This window comes from Streptomyces luteogriseus (assembly GCF_014205055.1).
In the GTDB taxonomy this organism is placed as follows: domain Bacteria; phylum Actinomycetota; class Actinomycetes; order Streptomycetales; family Streptomycetaceae; genus Streptomyces; species Streptomyces luteogriseus.
The window spans coordinates 2820906-2834951 of the sequence record NZ_JACHMS010000001.1 but is presented as its reverse complement, the minus strand read 5'-3'; the positions used below and the strand labels follow the sequence as shown (position 1 = coordinate 2834951).

Sequence of the window (14046 nt, the reverse complement as noted above, 5' to 3'; positions counted from 1 at the left end):
AGCATGAGCAGTTCCATGTCGGAGGTCGTCGACGCGCTGCGGGCCTCGCTGCTGGAGAACGAGCGGCTGCGGAAGCAGAACCAGCAGCTCACCGCCGCCTCCTCGGAGCCCGTCGCGATCGTCGGCATCGGCTGCCGCTATCCCGGTGGGGTGAACGACGCCGAGGGCCTGTGGCGGCTGGTCTCCGAGGGCCGGGACGCCATGTCCGGCTTCCCCACCGACCGCGGCTGGGAGAACTGGGACGTGCCCACCGCCCGTACGGGCGCCTTCCTCTACGACGCCGGGAACTTCGACCCCGCCTTCTTCCGCATCTCACCGCGTGAGGCCATGGCGATGGACCCCCAGCAGCGACTCCTGCTGGAAACCTCCTGGGAGGCGCTGGAACGGGCCGGTATCGACCCCCGCTCCCTCAAGGGCAGCCGGACCGGGGTGTTCATCGGCGGCGCCCCGCAGGAGTACGGCGCTCTGGTGATGAACTCGGCTGAAGGCGCCGGCGGTTACGCGCTCACCGGCGCCCCCGGCAGCGTGCTCTCCGGCCGCGTGTCCTACGTGCTGGGGCTGGAGGGCCCCGCGGTGACCGTGGACACGGCGTGCTCGTCCTCGCTGGTCGCCCTGCACCTCGCCATCAAGTCGCTGCGCACCGGCGAATGCGACCTCGCCCTCGCCGGCGGGGTCCTGGTCCTGGTCACCCCCTCCATCTTCGCCGAGTTCTCCGCGACCGGCGGCTCGGCCGGCGACGGCCGTTGCAAGGCGTTCGCGGCCTCGGCGGACGGCACCGGCTGGGGCGAGGGCGCGGGCGTCATCGCCATCCAGCGCCTCTCCGACGCGCTCCGGGACGGCAACCCCGTCCTGGCGGTGATCCGTGGCTCGGCGGCGAACCAGGACGGTGCGTCGAACGGGCTGAGCGCGCCGAACGGCCCGTCACAGCAGCGGGTGATCCGCGCGGCGCTGGCCAACGCGGGCCTGACGCCGGCGGACGTGGACATGGTGGAGGCGCACGGCACCGGCACGACACTCGGCGACCCCATCGAGGCCGAGGCACTGCTGGCCACCTACGGCCAGGACCGGCCCGACGACCGGCCCCTGTGGCTCGGCACCCTGAAGTCCAACATCGGCCACACGCAGGCCGCCGCCGGCATCTCCGGTGTCATCAAGGCCGCCCTCGCACTGCGGCACGGCATCATGCCGAAGACGCTGCACGTGGACGAGCCGACACCCGAGGTGGACTGGTCGGCGGGTGCGGTGGAGCTGCTGACCGAGGCACGGGAGTGGCCGGAGACGGGGCAGCCGCGCCGCGTGGGTGTGTCGTCGTTCGGGATCAGCGGGACGAACGCGCACGTGATCCTGGAGCAGGCTCCCGAGGCCGGCCCGGCGGAAGGGACGGACGGCGAGGCGACCGCCGCGCCGCAGGTGACGCCGTGGGTGCTGTCCGGCCGGAACGAGGCGGCGTTGCGGGCGCAGGCGGCGCGGCTGCTGGACCACCTCGCGGGACAGCCCGGCCTGAGCCCGCAGGATGTGGGTTTCTCGCTGGTCGGGACGCGGTCGGCGTTCGAGCAGCGGGCGGTCGTGCTCGGCACGGGCCAGGACGACCTGCTCGCCGGGCTCCGCTCCCTCGCGGACGGCACGGACGACACCGGCGCTGTCAGCGGCCGTGCCGCCGGCGAGGTGGGCAACGGTGTGGTGTTCGTGTTTCCGGGTCAGGGTTCGCAGTGGGTCGGTATGGGGCGTGAGTTGTGGGATGCCTCGCCGGTGTTCGCGGAGTCGATGGTGGCGTGTGAGCGTGCGCTGGCGCCGTTCGTGGACTGGTCGTTGCGGGATGTGGTGTTCCGGGGCGCTGAGGATCCGCTGTGGGCGCGGGTGGATGTGGTGCAGCCGGTGTTGTGGGCGGTGATGGTGTCGCTTGCGGCGGTGTGGCGTTCGTTCGGGGTGGAGCCGGCCGCGGTGGTGGGTCACTCGCAGGGTGAGGTTGCGGCTGCGTGTGTGGCTGGGGGGCTGTCGTTGGAGGACGGTGCCCGGGTGGTTGCGGTGCGTTCGCGGCTGGTGCGGGAGAAGTTGTCGGGCCGGGGTGGGATGGGCTCGGTTTCCCTGCCGGTCGAGGCGGTGGAGGAGCGTCTGGTCCGGTTCGGGGGCCGGGTGGGTGTGGCTGCGGTGAACGGGCCGTCCTCGGTGGTGGTTTCGGGTGAGGTCGAGGCGCTGGATGCGCTGTTGGCGGAGTGCGAGGAGGCGGGGGTTCGGGCCCGTCGTATCGCGGTGGACTATGCCTCCCACTCGGCCCAGGTGGACGCGCTGAACGACGAACTCCTCGCGGAGCTGGCGCACATAGAGCCGCGGTCGTCGTCGGTTGCGTTCTATTCGACGGTGACCGGTGAGCGGTTCGACACGGCGGGGCTGGATGCCCGGTACTGGGTGACGAATCTGCGGGAGCGGGTGCGGTTCGAGCCGGTCACGCGCCTGCTGGTGGAGAAGGGGGCGGGTGTCTTCGTCGAGTCCAGCCCGCACCCGGTGCTGACGGTGGCGGTGGCGGAGACCGGTGAGACGGCGGACCGGCCGCTGACGGCTGTGGGTTCGCTGCGGCGTGAGGAGGGCGGCGTCCAGCGGTTGTTGACGTCGCTGGCCGAGGCGTATGTCGCCGGTGTTCCGGTGGACTGGTCGGTGGTGTTCGCCGGGTGCGGGGCACGCCGGGTGGACCTGCCCACCTACGCCTTCCAGCACCAGCGCTACTGGCTCGATGACGTGGTACTGCCGGGGCAGGGCGGTGGTGGAACGACCGATCCGGTGGATGCCGCGTTCTGGGGTGCGGTCGAGCGTGCGGACGTCGACAGCGTGGCCTCGCTCGTCGACGGGGTGGACACGCAGGCGTGGGAGACGGTGGTTCCGGCGCTGTCGGCCTGGCGCACGGGCCGTCGGACGCAGACGACCATTGATTCGTGGCGGTATCGCACGGTGTGGCGTTCGGTGACGGTGCCGTCGGCGGCCTCCTTGAGTGGTGTGTGGCTGGTGGTCAGCCCCGGTGTGGATGCTCCGGTGGAGGAGGTCACGGGGGCGCTCACTTCGGCGGGTGCCGAGGTGCGGGTGCTGGACGGGTCTGCGGATCGTGCGGCTCTGGCGGAACGGCTCGCCGGTGCGGGTGAGGTCGGCGGTGTCGTGTCGCTGCTGGCCTGGGGCGAGGAGACGGCGCTCGCATCGTCGCTGCGGTTGGTGCAGGCGCATGGGGATGCCGGGTTGGTGGCGCCGGTGTGGGTGCTGTCCCGGGGTGCTGCGGCGGTGGGTTCGGATGATGCCGTGAGCGCGGCGCAGTCGGCGCTGTGGGCGTGGGGCCAGGTCGCTGGCCTGGAACTGCCCGGTGTGTGGGGCGGCTTGGTCGATGTTCCGGCCGTGTGGGACGAGAAGGTGTCGTCGTCGCTGACGGCGGTGCTGGCGGCGGGTGAGGGTGAGGACCAGGTCGCGGTGCGGTCCTCGGGCGTGTACGCACGCCGACTGGTACGTGCGCCGTTGGGTGCGAGTGCGGTGCCGGTGCGGGAGTTCAAGCCCCGGGGCACGGTGCTGATCACCGGCGGCACGGGCGGTCTCGGTGGGCATCTGGCGCGTTGGCTGGCGGGTGAGGGTGCTGCGCGTCTGCTGCTGGTGAGCCGCCGCGGACCCGATGCCGAGGGGGTCTCCGACCTCGTCGAGGAACTGCGTGCGCTGGGCTGCGAGGCCACGGTGGTCGCGTGTGACGTGACCGATCGTGCGGCCCTCGCCGAGGTGATCGCGGACGTTCCGGCCGAGCACCCGTTGACCGCGGTCTTCCATGCCGCGGGTGTGTCCGGGTATGCCCAGGTCGTCGAGGCCACCCCGGATCATTTTGGGGAGGTGTTGTCGGCTCGGGTGGATGGTGCTCGTCATCTGGATGAGCTGGCTGCGGGGCTGGAGCTGGATGCGTTTGTGGTGTTTTCCTCCGGTGCTGCGGTGTGGGGGAGTGGGGGTAATGGTGCGAACGCGGCTGCGGGTGGCTTCCTTGACGGGTTGGTGAGGGAGCGTCGGGCGCGTGGTCTGTCGGGTTCGTCGGTGTCGTGGGGTGGCTGGCAGGCCACCGCCATGGCGGAGGGGGAGACGGCGGCGCAGTTGTCGCGTCGTGGTGTGCGGTTGCTGGATCCGGCGCCGGCGGTGCGGGCGTTGCGGCAGGTGCTGGAGCAGGACGAGGTGTCGGTGACGGTTGCCGACATGGACTGGGGACTGTTCACGCCGGGGTATGCGATGGCCCGGCGGCGGCCGCTCATCGAGGACATCCCCGAAGCCGCCCAGGCGCTGCGGGAGACCGGGGAGGCCGCGGACGAGGCGGACACCGGAGTGGCCGGTGCGGGTCTGCGGGAGCGGCTTGGTGGGCTGACGGAGGCGGAGCAGCGGGCGTTGTTGCTGGGGCTGGTGCGGCAGGAGGCCGCGCAGGTGCTGGCGCACGGGTCGACGGCGGAGATCACGCCGGGCAGGCCGTTCAAGGATCTCGGGTTCGACTCGCTGACCGCGATGGAGTTGCGCAACCGGCTGCAGAAGGCCACCGGCCTGCGCCTGCCCGCCACCCTCGTCTTCGACCACCCCGACCCGGAACGACTGGCCGCCATGCTGCGCGCCGAACTCGTCGACAGCGAGCCGGGCTCCGGCACGGTGACGCCCACGAGCCGGCCCGCGAACGACGAACCCCTCGCGATCGTCGGCATGGCCTGCCGCTACCCCGGTGGCGTACTCGATGCCGAAAGCCTGTGGCGGCTGCTGGCCGAAGGCCGGGACGAACTGTCCGCCTTCCCCACGGACCGAGGCTGGGAACAGTGGGGCACACCCGCGGTCGACCAGGCCGGATTCCTCCAGGGAGCCGGTGACTTCGACGCCTCCTTCTTCGGCATCTCCCCGCGCGAGGCCACCTCGATGGACCCGCAGCAGCGGCTGCTGCTGGAGGTTTCCTGGGAGGCCGTGGAGAAGTCCGGCATCGACCCGCAGTCGCTGCGCAACTCGGCCACCGGTGTCTTCGTCGGCGGTGGCCCGCAGGACTACCCCGCTGTGCTGATGGGATCCTCCGAGGCGGGCGGCGGCTACGGCATGACCGGCGCGCTCGGCAGCGTGATGTCGGGTCGTGTCTCCTACGTACTGGGCCTCGAAGGGCCCGCGGTGACCGTGGACACGGCGTGCTCGTCCTCGCTGGTCGCCCTGCACCTCGCCGCCCAGTCCCTCCACAACGGCGAATGCGATCTGGCGCTGGCGGGCGGCGTGACCATCATGGCCACGCCGGGCGCCTTCACGGAGTTCGACACCTTGGGCGGCATGGCCGGTGACGGCCGTTGCAAGGCCTTCGCCGCCGGTGCGGACGGCACCGGCTGGGGCGAGGGCATCGGCATGGTCGTCGTGGAGCGTCTTTCGGACGCGCGCCGCAACGGTCACGAGGTGCTGGCGGTGATCCGTGGTTCGGCGATCAACCAGGACGGTGCGTCGAACGGACTGAGCGCCCCGAACGGACCCTCGCAGCAGCGGGTCATCCGTACGGCGCTGGCCAACGCGGGTCTGAAGCCGGCCGACGTGGACATGGTCGAGGCGCACGGCACCGGCACCAGGCTCGGTGACCCGATCGAGGCGCAGGCGCTGCTGGCCACCTACGGCCAGGACCGCCCCGCCGAGCGGCCCCTGTGGCTCGGCTCGGTGAAGTCCAACTTCGGCCACACGGGTGCCGCTGCCGGTGTCGCGGGCGTGATCAAGTCCGTACTGGCACTGCGGCACGGACTGATGCCGAAGACCCTGCATGTCGACGAGCCGACACCCGAGGTGGACTGGTCGGCGGGTGCGGTGGAGCTGCTGACCGATCCCCGCCCGTGGCCGGAGACGGACCGGCCCCGCCGGGTGGGTGTGTCGTCGTTCGGGATCAGCGGGACGAACGCGCACGTGATCCTGGAAGAGGCCTCGCCGGCCGCGGCCGAGGAGGAGGAGCGGGACGAGCCTGTGGCCCCGGTGTCGTTGCCGGTGGCGCCGTGGGTCGTTTCGGGTCGCTCAGAGATCGCGCTGCGGGCACAGGCGGCACGGCTGGCGGAGCACCTGACGCAGCGGCCGGAAGCGGGCCCGCTGGATGTGGGGGTGTCGCTGGTGGGGACGCGGTCGGCGTTCGAGCAGCGTGCGGTGGTGCTGGGCGCGGGCCGGGAGGAGTTGCTGGCCGGGGTGCGGGCGCTGGCCGGGGGCGGGCATGTCTCCGGTGTGGTGACCGGGCGGGCCGTCGACTCCGGTGTGGTGTTCGTGTTTCCGGGTCAGGGTTCGCAGTGGGTCGGTATGGGGCGTGAGTTGTGGGATGCCTCGCCGGTGTTCGCGGAGTCGATGGTGGCGTGTGAGCGTGCGCTGGCGCCGTTCGTGGACTGGTCGTTGCGGGATGTGGTGTTCCGGGGCGCTGAGGATCCGCTGTGGGCGCGGGTGGATGTGGTGCAGCCGGTGTTGTGGGCGGTGATGGTGTCGCTTGCGGCGGTGTGGCGTTCGTTCGGGGTGGAGCCGGCCGCGGTGGTGGGTCACTCGCAGGGTGAGGTTGCGGCTGCGTGTGTGGCTGGGGGGCTGTCGTTGGAGGACGGTGCCCGGGTGGTTGCGGTGCGTTCGCGGCTGGTGCGGGAGAAGTTGTCGGGCCGGGGTGGGATGGGTTCGGTTTCCCTGCCGGTCGAGGCGGTGGAGGAGCGTCTGGTCCGGTTCGGGGGCCGGGTGGGTGTGGCTGCGGTGAACGGGCCGTCCTCGGTGGTGGTTTCGGGTGAGGTCGAGGCGCTGGACGCGCTGTTGGCGGAGTGCGAGGAGGCGGGGGTTCGGGCCCGTCGTATCGCGGTGGACTATGCCTCCCACTCGGCTCAGGTGGACGCGCTGAACGACGAACTCCTCGCGGAGCTGGCGCACATAGAGCCGCGGTCGTCGTCGGTGGCGTTCTATTCGACGGTGACCGGTGAGCGGTTCGACACGGCGGGGTTGGATGCCCGGTACTGGGTGACGAATCTGCGGGAGCGGGTGCGGTTCGAGCCGGTCACGCGCCTGCTGGCCGAGCAGGAACACCAGGTCTTCGTCGAGTCCAGCCCGCATCCGGTGCTGACGGTGGCGGTGGCGGAGACCGGTGAGACGGCGGACCGGCCGGTCGTCACGGTGGGTTCGCTGCGGCGTGAGGAGGGCGGCGTCCAGCGGCTGCTGACGTCGCTGGCAGAGGCGTATGTCGCAGGGGCGCCTGTCGACTGGGCCAGGGCCTTCGACGGCACCGGCGCCCAGTCCGTGGACCTGCCCACCTACGCCTTCCAGCACCAGCACTACTGGCTGGCCGACGCCATGCTGCCGGGCCAGAGCGGTGGTGGAACGACCGATCCGGTGGATGCCGCGTTCTGGGGTGCGGTCGAGCGTGCGGACGTCGACAGCGTGGCCTCGCTCGTCGACGGGGTCGACCAGCAGGCGTGGGAAAGCGTCGTCCCGGCGCTGTCGGCCTGGCGCAAGGGGCGGCAGGACCAAGCGGTGCTGGACTCGTGGCGGTACCGGACTCTGTGGCGTTCGGTGACGGTGCCGTCGGCGGCCTCCTTGAGTGGTGTGTGGCTGGTGGTCAGCCCCGGTGTGGATGCTCCGGTGGAGGAGGTCACGGGGGCGCTCACTTCGGCGGGTGCCGAGGTGCGCACCCTGGATATCGAAGCGGGCACGGATCGTGCGGCTCTGGCGGAACGGCTCGTCGAGGCGGGTGAGGTCGCCGGTGTCGTGTCGCTGCTGGCCTGGGGCGAGGACACGGCGCTCGCATCGTCGCTGCGGTTGGTGCAGGCGCATGGGGATGCCGGGTTGGTGGCGCCGGTGTGGGTGCTGTCCCGGGGTGCTGCGGCGGTGGGTTCGGATGATGCCGTGAGCGCGGGGCAGTCGTCGCTGTGGGCGTGGGGTCAGGTCGCGGGTCTGGAACTGCCGGGCGTGTGGGGCGGCTTGGTCGATGTTCCGGCCGTGTGGGACGAGAAGGTGTCGTCGTCGCTGGCTGCGGTGCTGGCGGCGGGTGAGGGTGAGGACCAGGTCGCGGTGCGGCCCTCGGGCGTGTATGCACGCCGCCTGGTACGTGCGCCGTTGGGTGCGAGTGCGGTGCCGGTGCGGGAGTTCAAGCCCCGGGGCACGGTGCTGATCACCGGCGGCACGGGCGGCGTCGGTGGGCATCTGGCGCGTTGGCTGGCGGGTGAGGGTGCTGCGCGTCTGCTGCTGGTGAGCCGCCGCGGACCCGATGCCGAGGGGGTCTCCGACCTCGTCGAGGAACTGCGTGCGCTGGGCTGCGAGGCCACGGTGGTCGCGTGTGACGTGACCGATCGTGCGGCCCTCGCCCAGGTGATCGCGGACGTTCCGGCGGAGCATCCGCTGACCGCGGTCTTCCACACCGCCGGCGTCGCCAGCTACGGCACTGTGCACGAGTTGGCCCCCGGCGACATGCACGCGCAGATGGCCTCGAAGACCCTCGGCGCCCGTCATCTCGACGAGTTGACCGCCGGGCTGGAGTTGGACGCGTTCGTGCTGTTCTCTTCGGGTGCCGCGGTGTGGGGCAGTGCGGGCAATGGTGCGTACGCGGCGGCGAACGCGTTTCTGGATGGTCTGGCGTGGGAGCGCCGGGCGCGTGGTGTGGTGGCGACGTCGGTGTCGTGGGGTGGCTGGAAGGCCACGGGTATGGCGACGGACGGTACCGCTGAGCAGCTTGAGCGTCGTGGTGTGCGGGCGATGGATCCGGCGTTGGCGGTGGAGGCGCTGCGTCAGGCGTTGGAGCAGGACGAGACGGCGTTGACGGTGACGGACATGGACTGGGGGAGGTTCACTCCCGGGTATGCCATGGCGCGCCGCAGGCCGTTGATCGAGGACATTCCCGAGGCCGCACGGGCGCTCGCGGAGGAGTCCGACGACACCACCGGCGAGGACACGGGCGGCACGGCCTTCCGGGCGGAGCTCGCGGCCATGGGCCAGGCCGAGCAACTCGACCTCTTGCTGGACCTGGTGCGTGAAGAGGCCGCCGGCATCCTGGCGCACTCCTCCACTGCCGAGATCACCCCGGACAGGCCGTTCAAGGATCTGGGCTTCGACTCGCTGACCGCGATGGAGTTGCGCAACCGGCTGCAGAAGGCCACCGGCCTGCGCCTGCCCGCCACCCTCGTCTTCGACTATCCCAACCCGCGACAGCTCGCCGCCCACCTGCGCGGCGAACTCGTCGGCACCGACGCCGATGCCGTACCGGCCGGTGAGGTGGTCAGGGCCTCGACCGACGAGCCGCTCGCGATCGTCGGTATGGCCTGCCGTTACTCGGGCGGGGTGTCCTCCCCGGAGGACCTGTGGGAGCTGGTGGTGGAGAACAGGGAGGGAATGTCCGACTTCCCCTCCTACCGAGGCTGGGACCGCTGGAACCTCGGCAGCCTCCGCCGTGCCGGATTCCTTCACGAGGCGGGCGACTTCGACGCAGGCTTCTTCGGGATCTCCCCGCGCGAGGCCATGGCGATGGACCCACAGCAGCGACTGCTGCTGGAGTCCTCCTGGGAGGCGGTGGAGCGGACCGGTATCGACCCGCAGTCGCTGCGCGGCAGCGACACCGGCGTCTTCGTCGGCGGCACGGCAGTCGAGTACGGCGCCCTGCTCATGAACTCACCGGCAAGCCAGGGCTATGCCGTGACCGGCTCTTCCGGAAGCGTCATGTCCGGACGGATCTCCTACTCCCTCGGACTGGAAGGACCGGCCGTCAGCGTGGACACGGCGTGCTCGTCCTCGCTGGTCGCCCTGCACCTCGCCGCGCAGGCCCTGCGCAGCGGCGAGTGCACCCTCGCGCTGACCGGCGGAGTCGGTCTCATGGCCACGCCCGGCGCGTTCGCCGAGTTCGACACGCTCGGCGGACTGTCGCAGGACGGACGTACGAAGGCGTTCGCGGCGGCGGCCGACGGCATCGGCTGGGGCGAAGGCGTCGGCATGATCGTTCTGGAGAGGCTTTCGGACGCGCGCCGCAACGGTCACGAGGTGCTGGCGGTGATCCGTGGCTCGGCGATCAACCAGGACGGTGCGTCCAATGGGCTGAGCGCGCCGAACGGACCCTCGCAGCAGCGGGTGATCCGTGCGGCCGTCGCCAACGCCGGGCTGGCACTGGCGGACGTCGACATGGTCGAGGCGCACGGCACGGGCACGACGCTGGGTGACCCGATCGAGGCGCAGGCGCTGCTGGCCACCTACGGCCAGGACCGGCCCGACGACCGGCCGCTGTGGCTCGGATCCGTGAAGACGAACATCGGCCACACGGGTGCCGCTGCCGGTGTCGCGGGCGTCATCAAGTCCGTACTGGCACTGCGGCACGGACTGATGCCCAAGACCCTCAACGTGGACGAGCCGACGCCCGAGGTCGACTGGACCGCGGGTGAGGTGGAGCTGCTGACCGAGGCACGGCAGTGGCCGGAGACCGACCGGCCGCGCCGCGCGGGCGTCTCCTCCTTCGGGATCAGCGGCACCAACGCCCACGTGATCATCGAAGAGGCACCGGCGGAAGAGGAGGCACCGACCTCCCCCGACACCGAGAGCCCGGCGACTCCGGCACTGGTCACATCCGTCGTCCCCTGGGTGCTCTCCGCCCGGTCCGGCGGTGCCCTGCGCGGCCAGGCCGAGCGCCTGCGCGATCTGGCGGAGCGCACGCCGGCCCTCGACCCCGTCGACGTGGCGTTCTCGCTGGCGACGACACGCGCGGGCCTGGAGCACCGCGCGGTGGTGCTCGGCAGCGACATGGCGTCCCTGACCGAGAAGGTCCGCGCCGTGGCGGCCCAGGAACCGAGCACCGACGTCGTCACGGGCAGCGCCGAAGCCAACGGCCGCATCGTCTTCGTGTTTCCGGGTCAGGGTTCGCAGTGGGTCGGTATGGGGCGTGAGTTGTGGGATGCCTCGCCGGTGTTCGCGGAGTCGATGGTGGCGTGTGAGCGTGCGCTGGCGCCGTTCGTGGACTGGTCGTTGCGGGATGTGGTGTTCCGGGGCGCTGAGGATCCGCTGTGGCAGCGGGTGGATGTGGTGCAGCCGGTGTTGTGGGCGGTGATGGTGTCGCTTGCGGCGGTGTGGCGTTCGTTCGGGGTGGAGCCGGCCGCGGTGGTGGGTCATTCGCAGGGTGAGGTTGCTGCGGCGTGTGTGGCTGGGGGGCTGTCGTTGGAGGACGGTGCCCGGGTGGTTGCGGTGCGTTCGCGGCTGGTGCGGGAGAAGTTGTCGGGCCGGGGTGGGATGGGTTCGGTTTCCCTGCCGGTCGAGGCGGTGGAGGAGCGTCTGGTCCGGTTCGGGGGCCGGGTGGGTGTGGCTGCGGTGAACGGGCCGTCCTCGGTGGTGGTTTCGGGTGAGGTCGAGGCGCTGGACGCGCTGTTGGCGGAGTGCGAGGAGGCGGGGGTTCGGGCCCGTCGTATCGCGGTGGACTATGCCTCCCACTCGGCCCAGGTGGACGCGCTGAACGACGAACTCCTCGCGGAGCTGGCGCACATAGAGCCGCGGTCGTCGTCGGTTGCGTTCTATTCGACGGTGACCGGTGAGCGGATGGACACGGCGGGGTTGGATGCCCGGTACTGGGTGACGAATCTGCGGGAGCGGGTGCGGTTCGAGCCGGTCACGCGCCTGCTGGTGGAGAAGGGGGCGGGTGTCTTCGTCGAGTCCAGCCCGCACCCGGTGCTGACGGTGGCGGTGGCGGAGACCGGTGAGACGGCGGACCGGCCGGTCGTCACGGTGGGTTCGTTGCGGCGCGAGGAGGGCGGTGCCCAGCGGCTGCTGACGTCGCTGGCCGAGGCATATGTCGCCGGTGTTCCGGTGGACTGGTCGATGGTGTTCGCCGGGTGCGGGGCACGCCGGGTGGAGCTGCCCACCTACGCCTTCCAGCACCAGCGCTACTGGCTCGAAGGCGTCACCATCGGCGGCGAACTCGACACCGCGTCGACGGACGAGGTGGATGCCGCCTTCTGGGACGCCGTCGAGCGAGAGGACCTCGCGGATCTCGCCCAGGTGCTCGACGCCTCCGACGGCGTGGACTCCGCCTCCCTCGAGGCCGCCGAGACCTGGCTGCCCGCTCTGTCGGCCTGGCGCAAGGGCCGTCGTGCGCAGACGACCATCGACTCCTGGCGCTACCGCACCGAATGGCGCGCCAACGGCATGTCCCTCCAAGCCCGCTTGAGTGGGGTGTGGCTGGTGGTCAGCCCCGGTGTGGATGCTCCGGTGGAGGAGGTCACGGGGGCGCTCACTTCGGCGGGTGCCGAGGTGCGGGTGCTGGACGGGTCTGCGGATCGTGCGGCTCTGGCGGAACGGCTCGCTGGTGCGGGTGAGGTCGCTGGTGTCGTGTCGCTGCTGGCCTGGGACCAGGAGACGGCGCTCGCATCGTCGCTGCGGTTGGTGCAGGCGCATGGGGATGCCGGGTTGGTGGCGCCGGTGTGGGTGCTGACGCGGGGTGCTGCGGCGGTGGGTTCGGATGATGCCGTGAGCGCGGGGCAGTCGTCGCTGTGGGCGTGGGGCCAGGTGGCTGGCCTGGAACTGCCGGGCGTGTGGGGCGGTCTGGTGGACGTTCCCGCCGAGTGGGATGGGCGGGTGTCGTCCGGGCTGGCTGCGGTGCTGGCGGCGGGTGAGGGTGAGGACCAGGTCGCGGTGCGGCCCTCGGGCGTGTATGCACGCCGTCTGGTGCGGGCGCCGTTGGGTGCGAGTGCGGTGCCGGTGCGGGAGTTCAAGCCCGGGGGCACGGTGCTGATCACCGGCGGCACGGGCGGTCTCGGTGGGCATCTCGCGCGTTGGCTGGCGGACGAGGGTGTGAGCCGTCTGCTGCTGGTGAGCCGCCGCGGCCCGGACGCCGAAGGTGCGGACGAGCTGGTCGCTCAGTTGCGGGAGTCGGGTGTGGACGTGTCGGTGGTCGCGTGTGACGTGACCGATCGTGCGGCCCTCGCCGAGGTGATCGCGGACGTTCCGGCCGAGCACCCGTTGACCGCGGTCTTCCATGCCGCGGGTGTGTCCGGGTATGCCCAGGTCGTCGAGGCCACCCCGGATCATTTTGGGGAGGTGTTGTCGGCTCGGGTGGATGGTGCTCGTCATCTGGATGAGCTGGCTGCGGGGCTGGAGCTGGATGCGTTTGTGGTGTTTTCCTCCGGTGCTGCGGTGTGGGGGAGTGGGGGTAATGGTGCGAACGCGGCTGCGGGTGGCTTCCTTGACGGGTTGGTGAGGGAGCGTCGGGCGCGTGGTCTGGCGGGTTCGTCGGTGTCGTGGGGTGGCTGGCAGGCCACCGCCATGGCGGAGGGTGAGACGGCGGCGCAGTTGTCGCGTCGTGGTGTGCGGTTGCTGGATCCGGTGCCGGCGGTGCGGGCGTTGCGGCAGGTGCTGGAGCAGGACGAGGTGTCGGTGACGGTTGCCGACATGGACTGGGGACTGTTCACGCCGGGGTATGCGATGGCCCGGCGGCGGCCGCTCATCGAGGACATCCCCGAAGCCGCCCAGGCGCTGCGGGAGACCGGGGAGGCCGCGGACGAGGCGGACACCGGAGTGGCCGGTGCGGGTCTGCGGGAGCGGCTTGGTGGGCTGACGGAGGCGGAGCAGCGGGCGTTGTTGCTGGGGCTGGTGCGGCAGGAGGCCGCGCAGGTGCTGGCGCACGGGTCGACGGCGGAGATCACGCCGGGCAGGCCGTTCAAGGATCTCGGGTTCGACTCGCTGACCGCGATGGAGTTGCGCAACCGGCTGCAGAAGGCCACCGGCCTGCGCCTGCCCGCCACCCTCGTCTTCGACCACCCCAACTCACAGCGCATCACCGAACTCCTGCACACGGAGCTCGCCAAGGACGGACAGCAGGGCATCACCGACGTCCTCGACATCAGGCGGGAGCTGACGCGGATCGGGGAAGCGCTCACCGGCGTGGCCACGGACCCACAGGCCCGCGAGGACATCGCCGACCACCTGCGTGACCTCATCGCCCAGCTCAGCACCGCTGAGAAGGACGCCACCACCGATCTCGACGCCGCCACGGACGACGAGATCTTCGACTTCATCGACCGCGACCTGGGCGTGTCCTGAACAGCAATCAGCCGGGCCCTCAACTGCTTCAGAGTGGGA

At 71.3% G+C, this 14046-nt stretch carries 1 protein-coding gene; it reads left to right on the top strand.

Features of this window, described 5'->3' with window-relative positions; translation table 11 throughout:
* The first annotated feature begins 3 nt into the window (after positions 1–3).
* The gene (locus BJ965_RS12150; protein ID WP_184908671.1) at positions 4–14007 is read left to right on the top strand and encodes a type I polyketide synthase; all 14004 of its coding nucleotides are present in this window, start codon (positions 4–6) and stop codon (positions 14005–14007) included.
* The last annotated feature ends 39 nt before the right edge of the window (positions 14008–14046 follow it).